Source organism: Halopseudomonas sp. 4NH20-0008 (genome assembly GCF_057548395.1).
On record NZ_BAAJMD010000001.1, the window covers coordinates 1 to 25746 of the forward strand.

General features: G+C 55.4%; 21 protein-coding genes. 3 read left to right on the forward strand and 18 right to left on the reverse strand.

The window, feature by feature from the left end; genetic code table 11:
* On the forward strand, positions 1–505 hold a 505-nt coding region (locus AC27HQ_RS00005), incomplete at its 5' end, for an SGNH hydrolase domain-containing protein (protein WP_487153766.1).
* A gap of 51 nt (positions 506–556) precedes the next feature.
* Here the strand turns inward: AC27HQ_RS00005 and AC27HQ_RS00010 are convergent.
* The 7 genes from AC27HQ_RS00010 to AC27HQ_RS00040 all read right to left on the reverse strand — a co-directional run bounded on the left by AC27HQ_RS00010 (position 557) and on the right by AC27HQ_RS00040 (position 8007).
* Complete coding sequence (locus AC27HQ_RS00010) at positions 557–1444, reverse strand: DUF6625 family protein (protein ID WP_487153767.1); 888 nt, start codon at positions 1442–1444, stop codon at positions 557–559.
* A 116-nt stretch (positions 1445–1560) separates the two neighbouring features.
* Positions 1561–2691: a glycosyltransferase gene (locus AC27HQ_RS00015; protein WP_487153768.1), complete on the reverse strand. Its 1131-nt coding sequence runs from the start codon at positions 2689–2691 to the stop codon at positions 1561–1563.
* A 49-nt stretch (positions 2692–2740) separates the two neighbouring features.
* Positions 2741–3607 (reverse strand): sulfotransferase, encoded by an 867-nt coding sequence (locus tag AC27HQ_RS00020; protein ID WP_487153769.1) that lies wholly within the window; start codon positions 3605–3607, stop codon positions 2741–2743.
* Positions 3607–4314 carry a sulfotransferase family protein gene (locus AC27HQ_RS00025; protein ID WP_487153770.1) on the reverse strand — a complete coding sequence of 236 codons (708 nt, stop codon included), beginning with the start codon at positions 4312–4314 and terminating at the stop codon, positions 3607–3609. Before AC27HQ_RS00025 ends, AC27HQ_RS00020 begins: the two co-directional genes overlap by 1 nt.
* Positions 4314–6053: a carbamoyltransferase family protein gene (locus tag AC27HQ_RS00030; RefSeq protein WP_487153771.1), complete on the reverse strand. Its 1740-nt coding sequence runs from the start codon at positions 6051–6053 to the stop codon at positions 4314–4316. The genes AC27HQ_RS00025 and AC27HQ_RS00030 overlap by 1 nt, the downstream gene beginning before the upstream one ends.
* 108 nt (positions 6054–6161) lie before the next feature.
* Positions 6162–7124, reverse strand: a complete 963-nt coding sequence (locus AC27HQ_RS00035) for a glycosyltransferase family 2 protein (RefSeq protein ID WP_487153772.1) — start codon at positions 7122–7124, stop codon at positions 6162–6164.
* Between the two features lie 58 nt (positions 7125–7182).
* Positions 7183–8007 (reverse strand): lipopolysaccharide core biosynthesis protein, encoded by an 825-nt coding sequence (locus AC27HQ_RS00040; protein WP_487153773.1) that lies wholly within the window; start codon positions 8005–8007, stop codon positions 7183–7185.
* Positions 8008–8213: 206 nt separating this feature from the next.
* Here AC27HQ_RS00040 and AC27HQ_RS00045 point away from each other — a divergent pair, with 206 nt between their 5' ends.
* Entirely contained in the window at positions 8214–9359 is a 1146-nt protein-coding gene (locus tag AC27HQ_RS00045) for a hypothetical protein (protein WP_487153774.1), read from the forward strand.
* Positions 9360–9370: 11 nt separating this feature from the next.
* On the opposite strand, the gene AC27HQ_RS00050 is transcribed toward AC27HQ_RS00045, so the two are convergent.
* The 11 genes from AC27HQ_RS00050 to glnE form a co-directional block, all read right to left on the reverse strand.
* A complete protein-coding gene (locus tag AC27HQ_RS00050; protein WP_487153775.1) occupies positions 9371–10432 on the reverse strand; it encodes a polysaccharide pyruvyl transferase family protein in 1062 nt (353 codons plus the stop codon).
* Positions 10433–10444: 12 nt separating this feature from the next.
* A complete protein-coding gene (locus tag AC27HQ_RS00055; RefSeq protein ID WP_487153776.1) occupies positions 10445–11740 on the reverse strand; it encodes a Mur ligase family protein in 1296 nt (431 codons plus the stop codon).
* Between the two features lie 103 nt (positions 11741–11843).
* On the reverse strand, positions 11844–13268 hold the full coding sequence (locus AC27HQ_RS00060) for a lipopolysaccharide kinase InaA family protein (protein ID WP_487153777.1): 1425 nt from the start codon (positions 13266–13268) through the stop codon (positions 11844–11846).
* A complete protein-coding gene (locus AC27HQ_RS00065; protein ID WP_487153778.1) occupies positions 13265–14041 on the reverse strand; it encodes a lipopolysaccharide kinase InaA family protein in 777 nt (258 codons plus the stop codon). Before AC27HQ_RS00065 ends, AC27HQ_RS00060 begins: the two co-directional genes overlap by 4 nt.
* On the reverse strand, positions 14038–14784 hold the full coding sequence (locus AC27HQ_RS00070) for a lipopolysaccharide kinase InaA family protein (protein WP_487153779.1): 747 nt from the start codon (positions 14782–14784) through the stop codon (positions 14038–14040). Before AC27HQ_RS00070 ends, AC27HQ_RS00065 begins: the two co-directional genes overlap by 4 nt.
* Positions 14781–15593: a lipopolysaccharide core heptose(I) kinase RfaP gene (gene rfaP / locus AC27HQ_RS00075; RefSeq protein ID WP_487153780.1), complete on the reverse strand. Its 813-nt coding sequence runs from the start codon at positions 15591–15593 to the stop codon at positions 14781–14783. Before rfaP ends, AC27HQ_RS00070 begins: the two co-directional genes overlap by 4 nt.
* A complete protein-coding gene (locus tag AC27HQ_RS00080) occupies positions 15587–16708 on the reverse strand; it encodes a glycosyltransferase family 4 protein (protein WP_487153781.1) in 1122 nt (373 codons plus the stop codon). Before AC27HQ_RS00080 ends, rfaP begins: the two co-directional genes overlap by 7 nt.
* A complete protein-coding gene (gene waaC / locus AC27HQ_RS00085) occupies positions 16708–17769 on the reverse strand; it encodes a lipopolysaccharide heptosyltransferase I (RefSeq protein ID WP_487153782.1) in 1062 nt (353 codons plus the stop codon). The genes AC27HQ_RS00080 and waaC overlap by 1 nt, the downstream gene beginning before the upstream one ends.
* A 2-nt stretch (positions 17770–17771) precedes the next feature.
* The gene (gene waaF, locus AC27HQ_RS00090) at positions 17772–18818 is read right to left on the reverse strand and encodes a lipopolysaccharide heptosyltransferase II (RefSeq protein WP_487153783.1); all 1047 of its coding nucleotides are present in this window, start codon (positions 18816–18818) and stop codon (positions 17772–17774) included.
* Positions 18819–18918: 100 nt separating this feature from the next.
* Positions 18919–19842: a branched-chain amino acid transaminase gene (locus AC27HQ_RS00095; RefSeq protein WP_487153784.1), complete on the reverse strand. Its 924-nt coding sequence runs from the start codon at positions 19840–19842 to the stop codon at positions 18919–18921.
* 76 nt (positions 19843–19918) lie between these two features.
* Positions 19919–22867, reverse strand: coding sequence for a bifunctional [glutamate--ammonia ligase]-adenylyl-L-tyrosine phosphorylase/[glutamate--ammonia-ligase] adenylyltransferase (glnE, locus tag AC27HQ_RS00100; RefSeq protein ID WP_487153785.1), 2949 nt, complete (start codon positions 22865–22867; stop codon positions 19919–19921).
* Between the two features lie 224 nt (positions 22868–23091).
* Here glnE and aceE point away from each other — a divergent pair, with 224 nt between their 5' ends.
* Positions 23092–25746: a pyruvate dehydrogenase (acetyl-transferring), homodimeric type gene (aceE, locus tag AC27HQ_RS00105; RefSeq protein ID WP_487153786.1), complete on the forward strand. Its 2655-nt coding sequence runs from the start codon at positions 23092–23094 to the stop codon at positions 25744–25746.

A 25746-nucleotide genomic window follows, 5' to 3' on the forward strand; every position in this document is an offset into this window, starting at 1 on the left:
TATTGATGACCCTGCAGAGCATGTGTCAGATGAAAACATTTTCATTGGTCAGCCCAGTGCCAATGACAACCAACAGCGTATCAGTACCTTCTCAGCCGCACTGACAGCGACACTTGATCAGTTGACGGCGTCTGGCAAACGCGTCGTTTTTCTGCACGCAGTACCAGAGCTGCCATTCAATGCCAGGGAATGCATTTCCTGGACACCTAACCAGTTTATAAGTCGCATACCAAGAGAACATTGTCACTTTGACAATGCAGTGACAGATGCACGCTCGAGTGAGTACCGCCCTGTACTCGACGCTATCCTCAACCAGTTTCCATCCATCAGGCAAATCGATCCAACCGATAGGATATGCGATGCCAGGACATGCCGAGCCCGTCAGGACAATGTACTGATATACCGAGATGACGATCACTTATCCATCAGTGGGGCTCAGTGGCTAGGCTCTAGAATAGAACAAAAGGTCAAGGCCGTTTTGGCCTCTGAAAGACCTCCCATTTGATTTTACCAACGCCAAAGCACGTGTCTGGTTCTCGGTATATGGTTGATCGGATTAATCTCCGAGCGACCTCCAGCCGTCGACAGACACCTCCCAATGACCTGACTCTGCCAACCCTGGTGGCCCCAGGAGATCAGCCGGCCTTCTGTTTTTCCAGCTCTTATTCTTCCAGGCCAAAAAATGCAGATAAGGCAAGCTGACGTCACCCAGCTCACTGTTGGTCAGGACGCCATCACGAAGAAACCAACGCTGCGGTATGACTTTTTTGCCGTTAGACAACAGGGTAAAAGTGCTATGCGCTTCTACAAACTCGCTCCTGCGGCTCCAGGCATTGAAACGCGCTGCAAAACGCCGCAAGGCATCCGGCCAGTTTTTTCTGCGCATAAACAGCCGACTGAATGCACCCTCGTCCAACGCTTGATGCACGGGGTCAGCAAAACGCGCTTGCCAGTGCGGTATACGCATAAAGGCTTGACGCATCTCGGGTGTATTGCGAATAAGACAAAGGTGGCCTGAGACGCGCCGGGCGTGGGTCGAGAAAAGATCCTTGGTGGCCAGACGCTGCGCTGAAAAATAAGCTCTGATATCGCCGTATACCACATCTATGTCACCAAAAGCCCAAAAATCGTAGCCATCCAGGTACTCTGCATGAATGTAACCAAGCGCGGGTTTGATATCACATAGCTTGTAGGCACGATCAGGGTAAAAATCAATGCCAAGTCGCGATGAGACTAAAGTGCAATAGGATTTGAAGTCCATCTCGACGAAGGTCAGATTGTCAGGAGCATCCCTGGGTATCCCACAGTCAGTAAAAAATAACCAGTCAATATCGGCGTTGCGCCGACATCCCTCAAGAAAAAAAGGCATCCAAAATGGCCAAGCGCCGAAATACGGGATCAAAAACCGGATGCTGGGCTTACCTGAGGAAATGAAAGTAGTCATGTAAAGCCTTTAAATATACATGTCAGTCAGAGATTTCGTTATTTCTTAAACGAGAGCAATGGCATGCTGACGTTAAAAATAACATCAACTTGTAAGCCGTACACTGAGCAAATCATTTAACTTGATGACGCCAGCCAATTTTCAATTAATGGCATGGACAGAAAGCGCTGACGAACAGCCTCATCTGAAAAAGACTCTCGAACGCGCAACAGCATCCGCTGCTGCAAGGCAATCAGGTCCTGTCCGGCCTCAACGCGACTGACAAGTCCTGCGGCGATTGATTGCACATCACCATAGCGAAAAAGCTGGCCCAGGCCTGATACCACCTCACGGGAACCTCCACAGTCAGTGCAGTGCACTGGCACCCCAGCGACCATCGCTTCAAGCAGCACCATCCCGAAAGGTTCGCGGTCTGTTACCAACAGGAAGTAATCGAATGCTTTGAAGTATCGCCAGACCTCCGGCACAAATCCCAGAAACTGAACACGGCCGCCCAAACCTAATGATTCAGCCAGCGACTTTAACGACTTTTCCATCTCGCCTTTGCCGACCAGAACCAGCTGTGCATGCTCAGGCAATCTGGGCAGCGCTTCGGCAAAAGCACGAATCAACGTGCTCTGATCCTTCTTAGGATGGAGTCGACCAACACTGGCTATGATCCAGGCATCCGCAGCAAGGCCAAGAAATAATCGCGCTTCTGCACGGGATACCTGCCCCGTGATAAGGGCATCAGGATCAACACGGTTGTAAAGCGTCTGAATATGATCTGCAGGCCAGCCTTTAAGGCAATCACGAATATTGTCGCGCACCGCATCTGAGACGCCCAGCAGCAAAAGTCGTGATTGAAAAAGTCGTACAAACCACTGGCGGGTGACGCGCTGATAAACATCAAAGGCATGATTCACGCCCACTACGGGCAACGCTGTACCCAATAAGGCAACGTGAATCGACTTGAAGCGATGGGCAATACACAAAACACAACGTCTTGACCGACTCAAGGCACGAATGCGGGCAATAGCTGCCAGCTTCAAGCCAGCAATGTCCCGACTGCTGAAATCAAGAAAAATGACTTCATCGCTGTCTGTACCCTGAACCACCTTATCACTGGGTTTGCCTGTCAAATAAACAGTCAGAACCTTAAAAGGACCACCCTTGAACATGCCCGCATATTGCCTGGCACAATCCATAAAGGGCGCTTCATAGCCATGACAAATTTGCAAAATCCAAGGCTGTACATATGTAGGCATAAATAAGCTCAACGTCCACAGGGCAAACTGTGCTGCCCTGCATAATAGATTATTGCGCTGTAAGCCCGTCTTGAGCCCAGGACAAACCCAGTTCAGACAGATAGTCACATAGAGACCTGTTGCCAGTAATTCGGCTAATGTCGGCGCTAGACAATGACTGCTTCCAACGATTGTCCAATTGAATCTCAGAGCGCTTGGATTGTTCCAGGTACGCCTTTTTCAAAGTCCCACGGTGTTCGACCGCGCCAAAGTTCAATTGTTCATTGCGAAAATCCATACCTATACACGGCATCAGTCGCTCCAGCGCTGTGCGAGTATGCAGAGCCAAATCGTGATAAGTAACCAGATTCGCTGACTGCCCTACTGAACTCAGGAAGCGACTGATTTCCTGATTGGCCTGCAACCACTTGGCGCAGTACAACTCGAGTTCGCTGCCAAACAAAGCCGTAAAAAGGCAACGAGGATTATGCCTGAAGACCCTGCGGCGCTGCGCTCTCCGGGCCTGAGACGTGTCATAGGTCTGCTGCCAACGCCTGACAAGTGCTCTCGGATCACGGATCAGGTGTACGAAGTGCGCATCAAAATCCGGATTATCAATAAAACGCTCGGCCCAGGCCGGTTTCTTCGAGTTATCCACCAGCACCCTGACCTCTGGCGCGCCAGCGCGGACCGCCTGTAAGACCTGCCCATGCCAGCGGGATTGCGGCAAACTATCAAGACCGGAAAACCAAGGGTTATCAGCAAAGTCGTTGACAACGCTGTGCCGCTCATCAGGCCTATCCTGATATTTGCGATAATTATGCAGCTCACCGATTGAACGGCACTGTGGATGCGCGCCCAGCAGCTGGGTCAGCAAGTGCGAACCAGCATAGTTAGTCGAGAGGATAAAAATCACACCTGGGCGCTGGTCACTCATCAGGTATCTGCCTGTAATGGGAGGGGATAATCAAACAGAGCGAAATCTCTGGCAAAACGAGCCACAGCCAACTCCAGGCTAAGCGGGTCATAGGCACGGATAAAGTCCATATCAAAAGCGGCCTTGTTTTTGTGCGGCACAGTGCCCAATGCCGGGACCCTTTGTCTCAACGCATCCCAGTCATCGGCAAAATGCTCCAACTTGCCGATAAAGCCAGGCAACAAGCCCTGCTCATCAGCCAGAAACCAGGCTTGAGAGCGAATGTGCCTATCTACCTGGCAATCATCAAGCTCTGCAACCCGAGCAACAAAATCGGCGAAGGGCATACCGTAATGCATCCCATGACAACGCAAAATGTTCGGTCTGCCGAACTTTTCGCCGTCAACAATCTTGTTGACCCAGGCTGAATGCAATCTAGCTAATGGATGGCGAACAAACGCAAAGATAAAAAGACCCGCGTTAACGGCCCGCCTTATCTCAAGCTTGGGTACATGGGCACTATTGTCCGACTCGAAACCGGCAAATGCGTCCGCTTCACCCTGTTTACCCGCCATCCCCAGGAGCGCATTCCTTATTGAACGCGTCGCCACCTTGGGAATCTGAATATAACCAAACCCCAGCTCCTCAAAGGACCAGAGCTGCGGTTTTTCACGGCCAATCTTGTAGCGTTTACGGGCATCGACAAAGGCCTCTCGCACACGTCCCATCAACGAGCGCCGTCTTTGACTACCAGCACATCCTGCATGATCAGGTACTCGAGATCCGATCCATAGAACATGTTCAACGCATCAGTTGGCGAGCAGACCATAGGCTCACCTCGGCGATTCAACGAGGTATTGAGCACGACACCATTGCCGGTCAGACGCTCAAGATGGGTCATCAGGTCGTAATAGCGCGGATTGTATTCACGCTTAAGCACCTGCGCCCGTGCCGTGCCATCCTCATGGACTACCTCGGGTACCCGCCTCTTCCATTCATCGTTGACTTCGAAGGTGAAGGTCATGAAAGGCGATGGGTGGTCAATTCCGAGCATCTGCGGGGCCACGGTATCCAACATGGAAGGACAAAATGGGCGCCAGCGCTCACGAAATTTGATTTGCGCATTGATACGGTCAGCCACACCCTTGATGCTCGGGCAACCGATAATAGAACGGCCACCCAAAGCGCGCGGACCGAACTCCATGCGCCCTTGAAACCAGGCGACCGGATTGCCTTCGTTGAGAATATCGGCGATGTACTCGGGTACATCATCCAGCAGCTTGAACTCCGGTTTGTTGGGGTGCCGGGCGCAGGCGGCAATGACGTCTTCGTTGCTGTATTCCGGGCCAAGATAGACATGCTCCATCTTCTCCACAGGCACACCGTTGCGCTCAGAAACAAAAGCGGCCGCACCCACTGCGGTTCCGGCATCGCCAGCCGCCGGTTGCACAAACAACTCCTTGACCTCAGGACGGGCGATGATGCGCTGGTTAAGCTTGACGTTCAGCGCACAGCCACCGGCAAAGGCAATGCGCCCGGTTTCACGCAAAATGTCACCGAGATAGTAATCCATCATCTCCAGCGCCAGCTTTTCGAACAACGCCTGCATGCTGGCGGCATAGTGGATATAGGGGTCATCGGCAATATCGCCTTCGCGCTTGGGCCCCAGCCACTCGATAAGTTTGGGTGAGAAGTAATAACCCTTGCCCTTTTCCTTGAAGCGGCGGAAGCCGATAACGTTGGCATAATCGGTATTGATGACCAGCTCGCCGTTTTCAAATTTGGCCAGCCTCGAGAAATCATACTTGGCCGCATCGCCATACGGCGCCATGCCCATGACCTTGAACTCGCCGTCAAGCATCTCGAAGCCCAGATATTCGGTCAACGCGCCGTACAGGCCGCCAAGGGAGTCCGGATCAAAGAACTCCTTGATCTTGTGGATCTTGCCGTTCTCACCGTAACCAAAAAAGGTAGTGGCGTACTCGCCTTTGCCGTCGATACCCATGATCGCGGTCTTTTCCTTGAAACCGGAACAGTGATAAGCACTGGAGGCGTGCGCAAGGTGATGCTCAACCGGTTCGAGCTTGACCTTTTTCAGATCAAAGCCCAATTGCAGCAGACACCATTCGATGCGCTTCTTGTAGCGATAAAAACGCCGATTGCCCATCAAAATCGCATCCAGAGCACGATCAGGCGCATACCAGTAGCGCTTGGCGTACTGCCAGCGCGCCTTGCCAAAAATACTGATGGGTGCAAAGGGGATGGTGACGATATCCACATCCGCCGGGCTGATGCCTGCCTGTTCCAGGCAAAACTTGGCTGATTCGTAGGGCATGCGATTCTTGGCATGCTTGTCACGTACAAAACGCTCTTCCTCGACCGCAGCAATCAACTTGCCATCGATATACAAGGCGGCGGAAGGGTCATGGCTGAGTGCGCCGGAGAGTCCGAGAATCGTCAATGCCACTGGAGTGCCTCTGCAGTTCAGGTTTCTTTAAAGCAGAGCATTTTACACCTTTCGGCCAACGATTGCCGCTAGATTCCCGCCCGTCGCATGGCCAACTAGTCATTACCATCATACCGGGGTCATACGCTCAGTTTGTGTTGCATGCTTTAATAGCAGATAGCGTAGGCGCTTGAGCATCTGACGGTCCCAATGACGCAGTGGAATGCGCCGCACAAGCCCCCAGGCCGCCGGTTTGTCGATAACAACAGCAGACCTCAGCGCTTTGATGGCAAGGCGCGCCTGGCAGGCAGCATACTCAGGATAATCGGCATAAGGCATGATGGCCTGCAGAGCATATCGATACTCCGATAGATAGGCTTTAGAGAGGCTGTCGGGATGGCGCCGGTAATAATTGACGATATCCGGCAAAATATCGATTCGGTAGCCCGCGTGGGCAAGCTTGAGGGTAATCTGAAAATCCTGCACACGAATGCTTGAGTCATAACCGCCAACCTGCACAAGCGCACATCGGCGAAACAGCGCAAGACTGCCACCCACCACAAAGGCCTCGGACAGCACTCTGGGAAAATCATAATAACTCACTTCGGTGCGGACTTTTTTGGGCGCCAGCATGTGCCCATGGCGATCAATGGGTTGAGCTCTTCCACCAACACAGCCTACCTGGGAGTGATGAACAAGGTATTCAGCCTGCAAACGCAAGCGCTGCTGCGGCATGCGATCGTCAGCGTCAAAGGTGGCAACAAACTCGCCACTCGCCCGCGCTATCCCTGCATTCAAGGCAGCACTGACGCCCTGATTGGGCTGATCAATCACTTCAACCCTTTTTACCCGGCTGCCTAGCTGATGACTCTGTACAGCCTGCTGAATCACCTCCAGGCTGTTGTCGGTTGAACCATCATTGATGATGATCAACTCGAAATCCGCATAGTCCTGTTGCAATACACTACGAACCGCTTCAGCAACGTAACGGGCATAGTTATAGCAGGGCATGATCACTGATACCCTGGGCACAGCCACCACTTCACCGCTTGGCAGCGCTACATCAGCGCCTATGGGTGCAATACTGATCATGACCTGCTTCCTGCTGGAACCAACCCGTATCAGGACGACTTATCCTGGGGAAACAAGTTTATATTGTCTCTGCTGACGAGTCATCGCTCGGCATACTCAATTCGCAAAGCAACTGCTCCAGACTGATGCGCGGCACCACAGCAGCAGGCAAGCGACTGCTGCTTGATAAATTGAAAACCTCAAATCGACCTGGGGCTACAACTCGCTCTGCCATGATTTTAAAACTTGGCAGAATATAATCCTCATAGCACTCATCCAAAGAACTAGGCATAGCGCGACTACCCTGCTCGTAAAAGCGACCTCGTGATGCATCCAGATCGACACCAATCATATAAGCCTTGCTGAACCCGAGGTGGCAAGCGAGCTGTAACGCAGCCAAAGGGATAGTTCGGGAACCAAAATACCCCTTGGCCAGATTGGTACTGAAACCTACCCGGTTAGGCTTGACCCGTAGCAACGAAAAATAGCTATGCAAATGCGGGTCATGCCGAATTGACCAGGCAAAACGTCTATCCGAAATGATCGGACGTCGTTCCAGACGGTTAACTCGCGAAAGCCGATAAAGCTTACTGGCGCTCAATGTCACCGGAGCCTTGTCCAGCAGTAACTGGTAACAATCCTCCGTCATAGCTGTCTGATCAGCTAGTTCGATACCCTTTATGGCAAGTGAGAGGCGTCCTTCAATGAAAGCCGGGTCGTCACACAGATAGAACAAAGGGCGCACCCTCTCCTCTTCGCAACGCAAGATAGAGCCATTCATGGCAATCACAGGTATGTTGGGAAACCTGTGCAAAGGAAAGTCAGCAGCCGTAGGCCCTGAAGCGAGGATAAAGACAGCCCCCTGCTGGCTATGACGATTACCCTCAAAGGAGGCAAATGCCAAGGGTAACGCCAAAGTCCGGAGACAATCATTTCGATAAATCATGGTCTGAGCCTGTAACAAAATCTGGAAAGCAAAACAGTTTCACGCCGAACCAACCAGGTCATTTGCCGCACACCCGGCAGACGTGTAGCAATTGACACTAGAATGAAGTGTGAATTCAGACTAGCACCGATAAAATCATCGTAAGTTACTCATGGAACACAATAATGCCGGATATTTTAGCGCCATTGGTCATCAACACTCTGTTCGACAAGCAACACATCCGACTTGTTGCAGACTGCTTTGAAATTGAATTCGAGGCCGGCGGTCGTGATGACTTCAGCGGCATCAGCAATACCTTCGCGTTATGGGTCTGTCTACCAATAGCCATGAGTCTGAATCGCGATTTACATATTCTCGGTCGAGTAAGTCCATCCGCTCTGGACAACGCAAGACAGCTGATCAAAATCTGGTATGCATGGCGGCCAGACGTGTATCACATGGTCAACGTCAGTGCTGAACAACCTGAGGAGTCTCTGTACGGCGAGCAAAGAGGTGACATCATGCTCTACTCCGGTGGAGCAGATTCTACCTACACTTTGATCACTCACTATCTGAAAAACAATATTGACTTAGCCGCCCTGACCATCCATGGCATGGATTACAGTCCAAAGGACAACACGCGCTTCAAGGCTCTGATGGCCAAAACCCAGCCCTTGCGAGACCTTGCCATCAAGGAAAGCTATACCCTGCGCTCAAATGCGGCCGAGGTCATGAAGCGCTTTGGCACGGACGCCGATTGCGGACATGGCTTCCAGTTGTTCGGTTCACTCTTTCTTTTCGAAGATCGTTACAATCGCGGCAGCATTGCTGCCGACAGCTCAATCTACCTTGAACCCCTGATTTTTCCCTGGGGAACCAGCTCGATCACCAACTGCCTCTTCGCCAGCCAAGCCTTTCATATCCATACCTTTGATCTGGATATTGATCGGCCTGCCAAATTGACTGCGCTGAGCACCAACCCGACAGCTCTGAATTGCATCAGCTTCTGCAAGAAGCGCGATATTCGCCCGGAAAACTGCGGCCTCTGCTCAAAATGCACCCGCACCAAAGCGATGTTCCTCGCCGAAACAGGTCAGATCCCGGGCATATTTATTGACAACAGTTTTGATGAAGACATGCTCGCCAGTATGGACCTCAGTAGCCGGGGAGACAGAGCCTCAGCAATCAATCTGCTTACCTCGGCAGCACTGCACAACAGATTGTCACTTTTCCCCAAACTGGTGCAACGCGTGAGCGCCAGACCAGCAAAGAAAACCTGGTTGCAACGCAAGAAAATGAAATGGCTGAAGCGCTTGAAGCTGGCCCAATGAGCCGCCGTTGTTCATGCCTTGCGACGTGCGTACCCGAGCCCTGCAATGTCTGCGAACATCTGCTGTGCGGACACCCGGGCGCCCTCAAGAAAAACGTCAAGCCTGGCCAGCTCGGCATCACTGAAGGGTGTTTCGGCCAGCTTGCCCAGGCCCTCAGCATAGCTGGTGCAAAGCCGCTCTGGCATACCCGCTTCAGCCAGCAGCGCCTCGATCTTGTGGGTATTAGAACCCAGTGCCATAAAGGGTGTCCGGCATACCATGCACAGTGTGACCATATGGAAGCGTCCAGTAACTACACCCTGTGTCCGGCTGAGTCTGCGCAAAAAATCATCAGTTGAAAGCTCGCAATAGCGCCAGCGAAGGCGACTAAAACCTTTGCTGCTGGCTACCGCTGCGGGTCGCGTAAAACGGCTGGACAACCAATGGCGCCACATCTTGATGTTGGCCCTTAGACTGCTGAAAAAAAAGCGCCCATGCCCGCCACCAAGACGCAGGGGCGGGATGGTACGGATACTCAAGTATTGCGCTGATGATGCAGCAGGCTGAGCCAACAGCGTCCACATCTGTTGCTGCACGGGCCTTAGTACACTGCCGTTGACTATAAATCCGTGACGAGAAAGCTCTCCGGCCTCTGGCTGATAAGTCAGCGTCAAATCAGGTACCAGACGAGCCTCAATCCCGTATGCCAAAAGCTCCGCCTGGCTCAAGCCATCTCGTACGAAAATGGCCAGAAAATCACGTGCATGGTCAATCAGTTGCGGGTTTCGCTGCCAAACCGAATTAATCAGTACACAGGGAATGCCCAACTGCTTGCAGTAGCGCGCCAGTGCAACCAGTTTCATGGCTGCGGGCGCATCATCATGCATGGTGCCCTCACCGTTGACTATGCACAGATCAACCTTGTTCAAACTGTCGAGCAAATACGCGTCTGCTTCCCAGTCATGGCCTATAGGGGATGTTTGGGCAATGGATATCCCTGCGTCTGTTGCCAGCCGGTGTATCTGCCGGATGACCAACTGGCAACCATGATGATCTTCATAGGAAGTATCGTTGAACAATAGTGCTTGCAGCATAAACAACTCCAGTCAGGGAACAGGCGGCGCAAGTCGGACCAGTGAAGAAGGCATTTGCGCAGAGCATGCCGCCCAGCGCGCATCCAGACTGGCAAAATCAGTATCGAGCTGCAGTTGTTTTTCCGCGGGGACAGCTTCCCCATAGAGCTCAAGCAAACCAACCAGTTCACTGACCGGTGCAGCCTTGAGCAGAATCACTTCACCCGGAAGAATATCGCCATCCAACAGCACACTGATCTCCTTCAGCGAATCAACAAAGTCCAAAGATTGACCAGGCCCAGGTTGCGGCAACTCCGAGGGGATATGAGCAGGTTTCAACAGAAAAATGCGATCCGCATAGCTGAATGCCATTTTTACCACCTTACGCAATTTGGGGCTGAAAGCACCTGGATAGTCCGAAAAGGCACCCAATACCAGTGTCTTGCGTGGTGCAGTTGCAAAACCGGTCAATACGCTGAAAGCCGACTCTAGAGTGGCGTAAGGCGCTTTCGCAGTATCACAGATCAACTGTCGACCATAGGAAAGGCTATGCAGCGAGCAACGCTCCTTCAACCCTGTGAACAACCTTGCTCGCTCGGCCAGACAGCTCAAGGCAATACCCGCTTGATGAGCACAGGCAATAGCAGCCAATGCTGCCGTTACAAAATGCATGGCAGGTAGCGCTATCTCGAAGACAACCTGCTGTTCCGCATATATACAAATAAAGGTCAAGTTACCTCGATCGTTGATATGAGGATTAATGGCCTGATAGTCAGCGCCACTGCCGGTACCAAAGGTCGATACAGATGCCTCGGCTGCGTTAGACATGGCAGCCACACGCGGATCATCCAGATTGAGAAATACCTTGCCAGATCGCTTTACGGAGCTGACCAGGGTACTTTTTTCCTGCGCAGTCAGATCGAGACTACGAAAGTTATTGTAATGATCGGCCGACACCGTAGTCACAATGGCCATATCGGGCTGAACCAGCTGGCAGCCGCGAATTAATGCGCCTGCTTCATGGCCGCTCATTTCGACAACCACGTACTGGTCACCTGGCTGGACTTCAATCAATCGCCGGGCAATATCTTTGGTATTGTTGTGCAAAATAGACGCTGCCGTCGGGAAGCGTGCCGAGAGTAAAAAAAGAAGAAGGGCACTGGTTGTGCTTTTACCGGCGCTGCCGGTGACACCAATAAAACGGGTTTGTGACATAGCCTGGCGAACTTTAAACGCCAGGAAAATATCGACTTCGCTACGCGACGGAAAGCGCCTCAGTCTCAAGATCAACCGCCATTTGCTCAACTTGCGTTGCCACTTGAGATTCATACAGGCTGTACCTGGGTTGAAGGGATCCTTGATTTTCTGAGCAATGCTTAGCGTCGTCTTGCAAGTGGGCTCAAGTACTAATTCACACCAAGCAGTCCACCTGTCACGGAAGGTGCTGCGCCAACCACTCGGCCATAGGACTGCCCTCTGGCCAGTTCCGGATCAACCGCGTCCTATCCTTTGACCAAGCTCGCTGCCAGTTGGCTTTAGTCACGTGTGCTTGCATCGCATCCAAGTCAATCAACCAGATTTGGCCTTCATGCCACAGTAGATTGGTCGCCTTGCAATCACCGTGACTGATACGCGCTTGTTCCAATTGCTGAAAACACCTGAGCAAGGCCTGTAGCTGTTCATCGGGCGGCAATGTCTGACCCGTAGGATCAAAGAGCGAACGCAGATCCTGGCCCGGACAGAACTCATTGAGCAACCAGGCTCGACGACGCAGAGGGCCAAAACGGCTTTCGATCATGGCCAGCGGCGCTGGCGTGGCTATACCAAGAAAGCGCAAGCGCTGTCCGGCCAACCAGGCATGCCAGGCACGACTGGGGCGCCAGAAACGACTCAACCAGTGACCAAGCCCTTTTATGTTGTAACGCTTGATCACCAAAGTGCGTTCTGCCATTTGCACACGAGTAACACTGCTACTGCCGCCGTCTTTCAAGCTTGGTTTGCTGACAAAAGACGCATCAGGGTCAGCCAGCAGGGGTGCGAGATCTGCGGCCTGATCTCGCACGGCAACACTGAAGCGCCACCAATTACGGCGCGCCAAAAAGGCACTGCAATCACGCAGCGCCTTGGCCAACCAATCCTCGAGTCGATGTTGCCGGTGCTTCTCGATCAGTGTCGTCAAACGATCCGGGTTCAGCGCCCGGGCCGCATTCACGCTCAAGTACTCGACCAGCAAGCGCTCAATCTGCGCATCCCAGTCGCTATCAAGTTGGGCAAAGAAGATCGCCAGATTGCGCTCTGCATCGGCAGCACTCAGAGGCTGACCCGGACAGACGGCCTGCACAGCATCCCCGTCAATCAGAAACAATCGATCAGACTGCTGCAGGAAATTGCCCAGATGCAGATCGGCCTGTGTCAGGCCCGCCTGATGCATGTCGGCGAGCGCGCGCAGTGCCTGCGAGAGTACATCGACTGCCGCAGCACTGGCGGGAGACTGGTCAGCGAGCCCATTCCAGACCTCAGCCAGAGTCAATGATCCCTGAACAAAGCGGGTACAGAGCAGATGACCACCACTTGGCAGAGCCTGGCTCAGGATCAATTCCGGCGTATTCAGCCTGGCTGAGGCCAAAGCCTGAAGGCCTTGAACCTCACGCTGCCAATGGCGCTGACTGGCACTGGCTATAAAAACCTTGGCCAATACCGTCTGACCGTCCAACTCGGCCCGCCCTACCAGACGCTTGCCCGGCAAAATCCGTAGCCATTGCAACACCCGCAGGTATCGACCATCGGCAAGCACCAGCTCACAGGGCACAGCAGGCGTACGCCCCTCCCTGCGCAGAGCCTGAAGATCGACCCTCATGAGCGCTGCGCCTTGTCTCTCAGACGTGCGTGGATCCGCTTTAACAAGGCACGGGCCTCTGTGTCCAGACGCTGCTTACCCGCATAGGCCAGGAAAAAGCGCAGCCGTTGGCTGCGACTCGGCGCCTGACTGCGTCTGTGCAGGGACTCCAGGTCGCGAACAAAATCCCGCTCGCCAAACAGCGCGCGGCGGGTTTTCTCCAGATCAATAAAGCGTGCGCCAGCACCGTCCCCATCCAACTTGAGAAACACATGCTTGGGGTACAGGCAGTTATGGATACGCCCGGTATTGTGCAGGGCGCGCACCAGTGCGGCACTGGCGAGAATCAGATCCTGTCGCCCGCGCCAGCTCAACTCGGTCCAGCGTTGATACCATTGATCAGCAGGGGCATAAGCGTCCAGTGCACGGGTCAGAAGAATAGCCTGCTTGTGGCCGGGCAACTGACGTTCGGCAAAAAAGGCCGTTTCCAGTGCCGGGATACCCAAATGCGCATAATGCTGAATTGCCGCAAACTCACGGGCAAAGGTAGGCTTGCCAAGAGGTGCTGTCAGCCCACGGGTCAGATGGTTGTCCTGCCGTTTCAGGTAAAAACTCTGCGTTGCACCATTGGCATCTTCCAGCTCCAGACGGTACACGCTGCTCCACCCTCCACGCTGGGTATTGGGTGCATCGACTGCCTCAAGCTGTAAATCCCACAGGGCATCAAAGGAGTCGAGCCCATGCCGCCACAGCACGTCTCGGGCATTGACGGCAATAAAGGCGTTGCTGCTCATTCGCGTCCCTCGAAGTAACCTAGCACGGCTTTTATCTGCCGTTTAGCAGCAGTGTCCAGGCGCTGCTTGCCACTGTATTCCCGATAAAAACGCAGGCGCTGATTGCGACTCAGGTACTGTTTGCCGAGCTTGTCCAGGCAGGCCAGGTCCTTGATCTTGCGATGACCCAGCATTGGACCCCACCAGAAACTGCCACCGGGACAGTCGATCATGAACACATTGGCATAGGCCTGACTATCAACCAGGATATTGCGCCACTTCAAATCGTTATGGGTAAATTGCTGTTCATGCATCATGCGCGTGGCATGGGCAATCTGCCGCAGAACATGGCGTAACCAACCCGGATCCTGCAACCGTGGATCCCGATTCTTGGCCATGCGCGCAAGATCATTAGTATCAGTCAGCTCCTGGGTAATCAGCGCTCCACGAACAAAGGCTCCACCGCGCCGCTCCATACCAAAACCCACAACCGTTGCGGCGGGAATACCCCAGGCATGAAAGTGCAGTAGATTCTCCCATTCAGCCTGAACCCGCGGCCGACCGATAAAACGGCGCAAATGCTTGCCCGCCCCCAGATAGCGCTTGACGTAGTAATAACGATCACCCACCCAGACCTTGTGCACGGTACTCAACGGATCCTGGGTGATGTACTCACCCTCCAGGGCAAATACCGCATCCAGGTCGGCAAACAAACGTCCACTATCACCGGTGGCGTATTCGGGATTCAGGGTCCAACGCTTCAATGCTCTGCCTCCGCGGCATATTTACGTTCAAAGCGGGCCTGCAAGACTGCTGCACGCTTCTGCAGATGCCGAAGCAAAGGCGCTTCCGCCAACAGGATCTGACGCAGCGGTAGTTGAAAATAATCACGCAAAAAGCGCAGCTGATCCCGGCGTGTCAGACCGATATGAAGCGCTGAAAAAGTCAGACCAGCCAAATCCTTGTCGCGCCAGCGGCGCGGTACCCGAGGCCTGATCTGTGCACGATGCAAGTCAATCAGGGACAGCTTGGGTGGCGCCGGAAACGCCGGCTGATCGGTATGCAGCAAAAAGTGGCAGATGTAGCAGTCGCGGTGGTTGACCCCGGCCCGGTGCATCAGGCCGGTCATGCGCGCCACCTCGGCGATCAGGGCGCGCTTGAAGCCGGGGTTGGGCGGCGATTGCAGCCAGTCACGACTGAGGTCCTCAAGACTGATGGTCGGGGTAAGTGCTTGAGTAATGATAAAGGAGTGCTGGGTGGCCGGGTTGCGGCCGCGCTGACCGAAGGCCACCGCCGTCATGGTCGGTACGCCTGCTGCGGTCAACGCCTGAATAGCCTGCCATTCCTGTGCTGCACCCAATACCGGGGCTCGCAAGGTCAGCCAGTTCTTGAGGATCTCGCCCCAACCGACACCGCGGTGAATCTTGACAAAATAAGCCTGCCCATCGACCTCGGTACGCAAGGTCCGGCGGGCTTCCAGTTCGCGGTATACCTCGCCCTGCAGCGCTTCAACCTCAACAAAGGGATCGCGCCCGGACCAAAGCTGCTTGAAGGGTTCGGCAAGCATCAACATGCTGTCCCCAGAATCACATCGGCGGCTTTTTCCGGCAGGCTGTACAAGTCGGCCTGATCGGCAAATGCCAATCCATTCGCGCTCCAGCGCGCACGTGCCTGCGGGTCCTCCAGCATGGCCTGCAAGGCCTGGTTCAACATTGCTTGTTCGAAGGGGCTGACGACCACCCGCCCGCAATCCGCCTCTTCGATGTAATGGGCATAGCCGCAGACGTCCGTGACCAGAACCGGCAGCCCGGCGACCAGCGCCTCCAGCAGCACGGTACCGGTGTTTTCGTTGTAGGCCGGATGAATCAGCAGATCCGCGCCCAACAGGAAGCGCGGTACATCGTTGCGACCGCTGAAAATATCTACCCGGTCACTGATACCCAGGGACTTGATTTGGGTAAGAAACGGGCCTGGATCATCCTGGCCTATAACCATCAGACGGGTACGTTGGCGCAACGCTTGCGGTAGTGCCGCCAGTGCCCTCAGGCTGCGATCCAGGCCCTTGGTCTTGAAACCCGATCCGACCTGCAGCAACAGCAAATCGGTGTCTTGAAGATCAAACTCGGCTCTGAAGGCTTGACGAATCTCGCCGGCATTCGTCGGCGCCCGGCGGTCAGCCGCAATGCCCGGCGGTAACAGATGAAAGCGCTCTTCAGGGGTGCGGTAGTGCTTCATGAACAAAGGCTTTTGCACCTCCGAAATCATCAGGATCTGGGTTCCCACTTCCGGTGCAAATACGGCCCTTTCATACTCGGCAAAGTGCTTGTAACGGCCCCAGTAGCGATACAGGGGATTGCGCAGCGTCTGCGCCTTGTCCTCAAAACAGGGATCGGCGGCATAGTACACATCCAGCCCGGGCATTTTGTTAAAGCCAACCAGTCGATCCACCGGACGGCACGCCAGATCAGCCTGCACCCAGGCGCTGAATTTCTCATTGCGCCGATGATTGGACAGCGCCTTGACCGGCGCCACCAATACCTCAAAGCCGTCCGGTATGTCTCCCTCCCAGATCAGGGTATAGACGCGAATCTGGTGGCCGCGCTGCTGGCATATCTGGGCAATACGCATGAAATCGCGTTGCAGTCCGCCAAAGGGAAAATACTTGTAGAGCACAAACGCCAGTTGCATCAGGGGGCTTCCTGTTCCATCAGCAGAACGGCCAGTTGCGCCTGCACGTGTTCGGGGTTCAAACGAGTAAAGCACAGCGGCTGCTCACGGCGCAGATCAAACTGCCTGGCCTCGGCTGGACTCGGCTGATAGGGACAGCGCTTCTGCAGGCAGGGCGCGCAGGGGAAGTCGCTGGCCAGATGCTGCTGCGAGCGGCCATAGGCGCCCGTCAACTTCGGATCCGTGGGTCCGAATAGCGACAGTGTGGGCACATCCAGCGCCGCAGCCAGATGGCCTAACCCGGTATCCACCGCCACACAGGCCCGGGCACCGGCAACCAGACGGGCTATACCAGCCAAGGGCAGACGCGGCAGCACCTGAACACCGTCAAGCCCGGAGGCTATGCGTTCGGCACGGGCCTGCTCTTCAGCATTGCCCCAGGCCAGACGCACACCCATGCCGTGCTCACTCATGTGCTCGGCGAGCTGGCGCCAATACAGTTCCGGCCAGTGCTTGCTGGCCCATGTAGTACCGTGCAGAAACAGCAGATAGGGCTCAGTCGTGGCGTCACCGGCCAGATAATGACGGTTCAGCCCGTAGTCACCGACACCCTCGGGGACGCTGTAACCCAGGGCCTGGGCAAACAGCTGACGCACCCGCTCTACCGCATGCTGGCCCCAGGGCACATGAAAACCCTGCTGATAAAAGCGACTGGCAAGCGGCTCACGGGCAGAGCTGCCGTCCAGACCAACCACCGGCCCCTGAACATAGCGACTGAGCCAGGCGCTTTTCAGCAGTCCCTGGGCGTCGATCACCAGGTCATATCGGGTAGCCGCCAGACGCGCCTTGAAGCGACGCCACTCACCGTTGCGCCAGGTTTTCAGTGGATGCTTGCGCCAGCGGCGAATTGCCACTGGCAAGACCTCGGCAACCGCTGGATGCCATGCGGGGATTTCGGCGAACCCCTCTTCCACCACCCAGTCGAACTGAATCCCGGGCAGACAGCGCATGGCATCGGTCAAGGCTGGAAGGGTATGAATGACATCCCCCATGGAGGATGTTTTGATCAACAGGACGCGCATCCTCAGATCGCCTGTGGGTCAGCCAGAGGCTCACCGACCAGGCGCTGCAGGGCATCCAACACAAGCTCTGGCGGTAAATCGCGCAGGCAGTTGTAATGGCCGAAGCGGCAGGTACGCTCAAAACACGGGCTGCAATCCAGCCCCAGTCGTACGATCTCAACCTGGGCTGCAAGGGGCGGGGTGAAGTCCGGCGAGGTCGAGCCATAGAGTGCCACCAATGGCCGATTGAGAGCGGCAGCCACGTGCATCAGACCCGAGTCATTACTGACCACCGCGTGGGCACAGGAAAGCAGGTCAATCGCCTCAGCCAGACTGGTGGCACCCGCCAGATTGACTGACTCCTCGCGCAGGCCGGGAATCAACTGGCTGCGGATATCCTCGCAACCGGCGCGGTCCGAGGCTGAACCAAACAACCATACTTGCCAGCCCTGACGAATTTTCTCATCGGCAACCCGGGCGTAATGCTCTACTGGCCAGCGCTTGGCCTCGCCAAACTCGGCGCCAGGACACAGCGCCAGTACCGGACGATCAAGCTCCAGTTCGAAATGCGCCAGCGCCGTGTCACGGCTAACAGGATCAATGCTCAGGGTTGGACGTGGATAGGGTCGCTGCAATACATGGGTTGGCTCGAAGGCCAGCGCCATAAAGCGTTCAATCATCAGTGGATAGCGCAGCTTGTCCAGCACGCGCAGATCATTCAGCAGGCCATAGCGCATCTCGCCACGCCAGCCGGTACGCTGGGGAATGCCGGCAAACCAGGGCACCAGAGCCGATTTCAGGGAATTGGGTAACACAATGGCCTGATCGTATTGTCCGCGCAGGGAGTGGCCAATACGCCGTCTGGCGGTCAGATTCAGCACGCCATGACCAAGTGGAAAACTCAGGGCGCTGCGCACCTCGGGCATGCGCTCAAGAATCGGCCGACTCCAGTCCGGCGCCAGCACATCAATCGCACAGTCAGCGCCATGACGCAGCTTCAGGCAGGCAAACAACGTCTGCGCCATCACCATGTCGCCAACCCAACTGGGACCTACGATCAGAATTCTCATAAGCTGCAAGCCTCAAGCTGCAAGCTGCAAGTAAGCCAAGCAAGACAGCAAGCAGTCGATCTCCGACGGCTTGCCGCTTGCCGCTTGCGGCTTGACGCTATCAGCGGACCAGCGTACGCCATTCGGCATGCGCTCCGCTCTGCCCGGTTACCAGATCAAAGTAGGCTTTTTGCAGCTTCTCGGTCACCGGACCACGGTGACCGGCGCCAATCTGGCGATTATCCAGCTCACGGATAGGTGTCACTTCAGCGGCGGTACCGGTAAAGAAGGCTTCATCAGCGATGTAGACTTCGTCACGGGTCAAACGCTTCTCGACTACAGGAATACCGAATTCGCTAGCCAGCGCCAGAACAGTACCGCGGGTGATGCCATTCAGGCAGGCGGTCACTTCTGGCGTGTAGATCACACCGTTCTTGACGATAAACACATTCTCGCCTGAGCCTTCAGCCACGTAACCTTCAGGATCCAGCAACAACGCCTCATCAGCACCTGCAGAAACAGCCTCCTGCAGCGCCAGCATGGAGTTCATGTAGGCACCGCTGGCCTTGGCGCGGGTCATGGTGATATTCACATGATGACGGGTGAAGGAGCTGGTGCGGATCTTGATCCCGCGTTCCAGCGCCTCTTCACCCATGTACGCACCCCAATGCCAGGCAGCGATGGCAACGTGCACCTTGAGATTGTCAGCACGAATACCCATACCCTCGGATCCGTAGAACACCAGCGGGCGAACATAAGCTGTTTCAAGATTGTTCTCACGCACCACCGCTCGTTGAGCTTCGTTCAGCTGTTCCTTGGTATAGGGAATCTTCATGCCCATGATATGGGCAGAATCAAACAACCGGTCAGTGTGGGCCTGCAAGCGGAAGATCGCCGTGCCATCAGGGGTGCTGTACGCACGCACACCTTCGAAAACCGCCATGCCATAGTGCAGGGAATGCGTCAGCACATGCACATTGGCATCGCGCCATGGCAACATTTCACCATCAAACCAGATAACACCATCACGATCGGCCATCGACATAGCAGCCAGCTCCATAAATTGGGTTGTTCTTAATTGATTCTGTTCGGCCTTGACCTGCCCTGAAAACCGACCCGTTTCAGTCGGGCGCTGCTCTGTCGTCGGGCAGCCACTGCTGCCAGAGACGGATGACTCCGTGTCGGAAATCATGGAACTGGTCGCCACTTACCTTGCCCGGCTGCTTTTGCAAGGCCAGACGATGGGCTGCTGCCCGGTAGGCCTTGTAGGCCTCCTGCAGACACTGCACCTGCTCGCCGGCAATCAAGCCAGCCTCATGCAGCCCATCAAGAATTCTGATGTTATCGGTATAACGCAGTAACTCGGGGTACCGGCACGACCAGGCCAGAACGGCATATTGCACCATAAATTCGATATCAACGATACCACCAGCATCCTGCTTGAGATCAAAGGAGGCATCCTCGATAAAAGCGGAGGGACTCAAACCGCCCTGGGTCGCCTTGGAACCCAGGTTTTCACGCATTTTCTGGCGCATGTCCGCGACTTCTTGCCGCAACTCATCTTCGTCGCGCTGACGACCCAGCACCTCGGCGCGGAGATCATCAAAACGATGATTCAACCTTTTACACCCCGCCAAAACCCGAGCCCGAACCAGCGCCTGATGCTCCCAGGTCCAGGCATCCTCGCGCTGGTAGCGGCCGAAGGCGTCCAGTGAACTGACCAGCAAACCGGATTCACCCGAAGGTCGCAAACGCATGTCCACCTCATAGAGCGCGCCCGAGGTAGTCTGTGCGGTCAGCATATGAATGATGCGCTGGCCGAGCCGAGTATAGAAACGGCTGCCGTCAATCGGGCGAGGACCATCGGTTTCCGCCTGACCATCGGCATCATGGATAAAGACCAGATCCAGATCAGAACCATGTCCCAGCTCAATGCCACCGACCTTGCCATAACCCACTATGACAAAATCCAGATCGCAGAGACTGCCATCCAGACGCCGGGGAAAACCGTGACGCAGCGTCATTTCGCGCCAAGCCAGCAACAATACCTGTTGCAATATCGCCTCGGCAATCCAGGTCAGATAGTCGCTGACCTTCATCAAGGGCAGACTGCCGGCCACTTCCGAGGCGGCTACCCGCAGCACATGGGCACGTTTGAAATAGCGCAGCACTTCCATTTGCTGCTCAAGATCGTCTTCGGGAATACGCATCAGTTGCTGACGCAACTCATCAACCAACTCGTGGGTTTGCGGCGGGCGATAGAGACGCCCGGCATTCAATAGCTCATCCAGCACCACGGGGTAGCGGGTAATCTGCTCGGCTATCCATGGGCTGGCGCTGCACAAGACCAAAAGCTCGCGCAATGCTCCAGGGTTCTCCGTCAGCAGCAGCAAATAGGCAGAGCGCCGTGCCACGGCCTCGACCAGCGGCATGACCCGCTCAAGCGCCAGATCCGGATTATCCTGTTCAGCCGCCATACCCAGCAAACGCGGCATGAAGACATCCAACCGTTCACGGCCCTGGCGTTGCATGGCCCGAACACGTCCCGAAGCCAACAAGCCGGCGAGCAATCGCCAGCCCTCATCCGGCTGCTTGAATCCAGCGCTGGCAAACTGGGCAATCGCCTGATCCGATTCCAGTGCACCCTCCCACACCGGAATCCATTCAGCATGCAGCGGGACATCGGTATTCATCTCTTCGTCAGGGTCGGCAATAACCCCGGCAAAATGCCTGGCGACCCTTGCCCGCTGAGTATCCAGCATGCTGCGGAACTGGCTCCAGTCCTCAAAGCCCATGCTGAAAGCTACCCGGGCCTGGGTTTGCGAATCGGTCGGCAGCATCTGGGTCTGACGATCATCTATGGCTTGCAGTACGTGCTCGGTGTCGCGCAGAAAAAGGTAGGCACCCTTGAGCTCATCGACCGCTTCATCCGGCAAATAACTGTTGGTTGCCAGCATATCGAGCACAGACAAAATTGGCCGTTGCTGCAGACCGCGATCACGCCCACCATGAATGAGTTGAAAAGCCTGGCCAATAAATTCGACCTCGCGAATGCCGCCCGAACCCAGCTTGACGTTATCCTGCAAACCTTTGCGTTGCACTTCGCGCTGGATCATCTGCTTTAGGGTGCGCAGGGCCTCGATAGCAGCAAAGTCCAGATAGCGCCGATACACAAAAGGCTTGAGCATGGCCAGCAGCTCTGCGCCCGCCACTTGGTCACCGGCAACGACGCGGGCCTTGATCATGGCATAACGCTCCCAATCACGACCCTGACTCTGGTAGTACTGCTCCAGCGCATCAAAGCTGAAGACCAGTGCACCGCTATCGCCATAGGGTCGTAGGCGCATATCCACGCGAAAAACAAAGCCATCCACAGTAATGGCATCCAGCGCCTTGATCAGCTTCTGACCTACACGGATAAAGAACTCCTGATTCGACAGGCTGCGACGACCACCCTGAGTTTCACCGGCTTCAGGGTAGGCAAAAATCAGATCGATATCCGAGGACAGGTTCAGTTCCTGCGCGCCCAGCTTGCCCATGCCCAGCACCACCATATGCTGTAGAGCACCGCTCTGCCCCGTGGGCGTACCCTGGCTTTCGCAGGCACGGCGATACAGCCACTGATAGGCCAGATCCAGGCAGGCATCAGCCATGTCGGAGAGGTCTCGGGTGGTTTCAGCGGTGTTCGCCACAGAGGTAAGGTCGCGCCAGATAATCCGTACCTGATGCAACTGCCTGAAGCGCCGCAAAACCTGAGCCAACCGCTCCTCACAGTCAACCTCGAGCAAGGCTGCATCAAGACGCTTGAGCAGCTCCCCTCTGTCCAGCGATCGCCACAACATCCCATCTTCATGCAGGCGCCACGCCAACTGGGGATCACGACGTAATTGTTCGGCAACAAAGTCGCTGCCAGCCAATACCTGAGGCAATGAATCGAGAAAACCGGGATCAAGCTGATCCAACTGGCTGTCCAACCCCTGAGCGCCAACAGCTGCCCGCCATTGGGCCTGGTGGTGAGATACCAGAGCATCGATAGCCGTCGGCAAGGCAAGGGGTGTTGTAAAGGGCATGGTCTATCCTGAATAAAACACAGGCATGCAGCTTGCCATGGCAACGCGCAATGGAAAAGGGCAGAGATTTGCGACGCGAAAGCAATGTAGCTTAGCTACAAAAAAATCAATCAAAGAGCTAGATAACTGCAAATTTATGTAGCTAAACTACAAATACACTCAAAACAGTCACGGTAGTTTGGTTAAATACTACCGGTTGGACCCACAAGGTCTGGAGCTAAACAATGAAGCAAGATGATATCGACCCACTCGAAACCCAAGAATGGCTCGACGCACTGGAATCAGTTCTTGATAAAGAGGGCGAGGACCGCGCCCACTACCTGATGACCCGCCTGGGCGAACTGGCCAGCCGTAGTGGCACTCCCCTGCCTTACGCCATCACCACGCCCTACCGCAATACTATTCCGGTCAGCCATGAAGCGCGCATGCCCGGCGATCTGTTCATGGAACGGCGCATCCGCTCCATGGTGCGCTGGAACGCGCTGGCCATGGTCATGCGCACCAACCAACAGGATCCGGATCTGGGCGGCCACATTTCCACCTTTGCCTCCAGCGCGACCCTGTACGATATCGGTTTCAACTACTTCTTCAAGGCGCCCACCGATGAGCACGGTGGCGATCTGGTGTTTTTCCAGGGCCATGCGTCACCCGGCATTTATGCCCGCGCCTTCCTCGAAGGCCGCATCAGTGAAGACCAGCTCGACAACTTCCGACAGGAAACCGGTGGAGAAGGTCTGTCGTCCTATCCGCACCCCTGGCTGATGCCGGACTTCTGGCAGTTCCCCACCGTCTCCATGGGTCTGGGCCCGATTCAGGCGATCTACCAGGCGCGCTTCATGAAGTACCTGGAGCACCGCGGCTTTATCGAGCCGGGCAAGCAGAAGGTCTGGTGTTTTGTTGGCGACGGCGAAACCGATGAACCTGAATCACTGGGCGCCATTTCTTTGGCCGGTCGTGAAAAACTCGACAACCTGATCTTCGTCATCAACTGCAACCTGCAGCGCCTCGACGGTCCGGTGCGCGGCAACGGCAAGATCATTCAAGAGCTTGAGGGCAGTTTCCGCGGCGCCGACTGGAATGTAATCAAGGTGATCTGGGGGCGCATGTGGGATCCGCTGTTCGCCCAGGACCATGACGGCCTGCTGCAACAGCGCATGGAAGAAGCCGTTGATGGCGACTACCAGAACTACAAGGCGAATGACGGCGCCTATGTGCGCGAACACTTCTTCGGCACCCGCCCGGAGCTGACGGACATGGTCAAGGACCTGTCCGACGAGGAAATCTGGAAGCTCAACCGCGGCGGCCATGACCCCTACAAGGTGTATGCCGCCTACCATGAGGCGGTCAACCACAAGGATCAGCCGACGGTCATTCTGGCCAAGACCATCAAGGGCTACGGTACTGGCGCCGGTCAAGGTCAGAACACCGCGCACAACACGAAAAAGGTCGATATCGAGAGCCTGAAGAAATTCCGCGACCGCTTCGATATTCCAGTCAATGACAAGGACCTGGAGAAGCTCCCCTTCTTCAAGCCCGAAGAAGGCAGTGCCGAGTACAAGTATCTGCACTCGCGCCGAGAAGCACTGGGTGGCTACATGCCCCAGCGCCGGGTCGACAGTTTCAAGGTACCCGTGCCGCCACTGGACACCCTCAAGGCCATTCTTGATGGCAGCGGCGACCGAGAAATCTCCACCACCATGGCCTTTGTCCGGATCATTTCGCAACTGGTCAAGGATAAGGAGCTCGGACCACGCATCGTCCCCATCGTGCCCGATGAGGCCCGTACCTTTGGTATGGAGGGCATGTTCCGCCAACTGGGGATCTACTCTTCGGTCGGTCAGTTATACGAGCCCGTCGACAAGGATCAGGTGATGTTCTACCGCGAGGACAAGAAGGGCCAGATCCTCGAAGAAGGCATCAACGAAGCCGGCGCGATGTCCAGCTGGATTGCCGCGGCTACCGCCTACAGCACCTACAACCAGCCGATGCTGCCGTTCTATATCTTCTATTCGATGTTCGGCTTCCAGCGTATCGGCGATCTGGCCTGGGCCGCAGGCGACAGCCGCGCCAAGGGCTTTTTGATCGGCGGTACCGCCGGACGCACTACGCTCAACGGCGAGGGTCTGCAGCACGAAGATGGCCATAGCCATATCCTCGCCTCTACCATTCCCAACTGCCGTAGCTTCGACCCGACCTACGGTTACGAACTGGCGGTGATCATCCGCGAAGGCGCACGACGGATGATGGAGGAGCAGGAAAATGTCTACTACTACCTCACGGTAATGAACGAAGCCTATGTTCAGCCACCCATGCCCAAGGGCAAGGACGTGGAAGAGGGCATCATGCGCGGCATGTACCTGCTGGAGAGCACCAAACCCGGCAAGCTGCACGTGCAGCTGATGGGCAGCGGGACTATTTTGCGCGAGGTTCGCGAAGCAGCGACCATTCTCAAGGAGGACTTCGACATAACCTCCGACATCTGGAGCGTCACCAGCTTCAACGAGCTGCGCCGCGACGGTCTGGACGTGGAACGCTGGAACCGTCTGCATCCGACCAAGAAACCGCGCGTCAGCTTTGTCGAACAGAATCTGGCCAAGCGCAGCGGCCCGGTCATTGCCTCGACCGATTACATGAAGCTGTTTGCCGAACAGATTCGCCAATGGGTGCCAGGCACCTTCAAGGTGCTGGGCACCGATGGCTTTGGCCGCAGCGACAGCCGCCGCAAACTGCGTCACTTCTTTGAAGTGGATCGCTACTGGGTAGCCTACTCCGCGCTCTCGGCGCTGGTGGAATCCGGTGATCTGAAACCCAAGGTCCTGACCGACGCGCTCAAGACCTTCGGTATCGATCCCGAGAAAACCAACCCGCTGGATTGCTGA

What these genes read in the sequence shown, in the direction of transcription:
- AC27HQ_RS00010 (WP_487153767.1), bottom strand. Translation starts at nt 1,444, where the DNA reads ATGACTACTTTCATTTCCTCAGGTAAGCCCAGCATCCGGTTTTTGATC.
- AC27HQ_RS00015 (WP_487153768.1), bottom strand. Translation starts at nt 2,691, where the DNA reads ATGCCTACATATGTACAGCCTTGGATTTTGCAAATTTGTCATGGCTAT.
- AC27HQ_RS00020 (WP_487153769.1), bottom strand. Translation starts at nt 3,607, where the DNA reads ATGAGTGACCAGCGCCCAGGTGTGATTTTTATCCTCTCGACTAACTAT.
- AC27HQ_RS00025 (WP_487153770.1), bottom strand. Translation starts at nt 4,314, where the DNA reads ATGGGACGTGTGCGAGAGGCCTTTGTCGATGCCCGTAAACGCTACAAG.
- AC27HQ_RS00035 (WP_487153772.1), bottom strand. Translation starts at nt 7,124, where the DNA reads ATGATCAGTATTGCACCCATAGGCGCTGATGTAGCGCTGCCAAGCGGT.
- AC27HQ_RS00045 (WP_487153774.1), top strand. Translation starts at nt 8,214, where the DNA reads ATGCCGGATATTTTAGCGCCATTGGTCATCAACACTCTGTTCGACAAG.
- AC27HQ_RS00050 (WP_487153775.1), bottom strand. Translation starts at nt 10,432, where the DNA reads ATGCTGCAAGCACTATTGTTCAACGATACTTCCTATGAAGATCATCAT.
- AC27HQ_RS00055 (WP_487153776.1), bottom strand. Translation starts at nt 11,740, where the DNA reads ATGAATCTCAAGTGGCAACGCAAGTTGAGCAAATGGCGGTTGATCTTG.
- AC27HQ_RS00060 (WP_487153777.1), bottom strand. Translation starts at nt 13,268, where the DNA reads ATGAGGGTCGATCTTCAGGCTCTGCGCAGGGAGGGGCGTACGCCTGCT.
- AC27HQ_RS00065 (WP_487153778.1), bottom strand. Translation starts at nt 14,041, where the DNA reads ATGAGCAGCAACGCCTTTATTGCCGTCAATGCCCGAGACGTGCTGTGG.
- rfaP (WP_487153780.1), bottom strand. Translation starts at nt 15,593, where the DNA reads ATGTTGATGCTTGCCGAACCCTTCAAGCAGCTTTGGTCCGGGCGCGAT.
- AC27HQ_RS00080 (WP_487153781.1), bottom strand. Translation starts at nt 16,708, where the DNA reads ATGCAACTGGCGTTTGTGCTCTACAAGTATTTTCCCTTTGGCGGACTG.
- waaC (WP_487153782.1), bottom strand. Translation starts at nt 17,769, where the DNA reads ATGCGCGTCCTGTTGATCAAAACATCCTCCATGGGGGATGTCATTCAT.
- waaF (WP_487153783.1), bottom strand. Translation starts at nt 18,818, where the DNA reads ATGAGAATTCTGATCGTAGGTCCCAGTTGGGTTGGCGACATGGTGATG.
- AC27HQ_RS00095 (WP_487153784.1), bottom strand. Translation starts at nt 19,842, where the DNA reads ATGTCGATGGCCGATCGTGATGGTGTTATCTGGTTTGATGGTGAAATG.
- glnE (WP_487153785.1), bottom strand. Translation starts at nt 22,867, where the DNA reads ATGCCCTTTACAACACCCCTTGCCTTGCCGACGGCTATCGATGCTCTG.
- aceE (WP_487153786.1), top strand. Translation starts at nt 23,092, where the DNA reads ATGAAGCAAGATGATATCGACCCACTCGAAACCCAAGAATGGCTCGAC.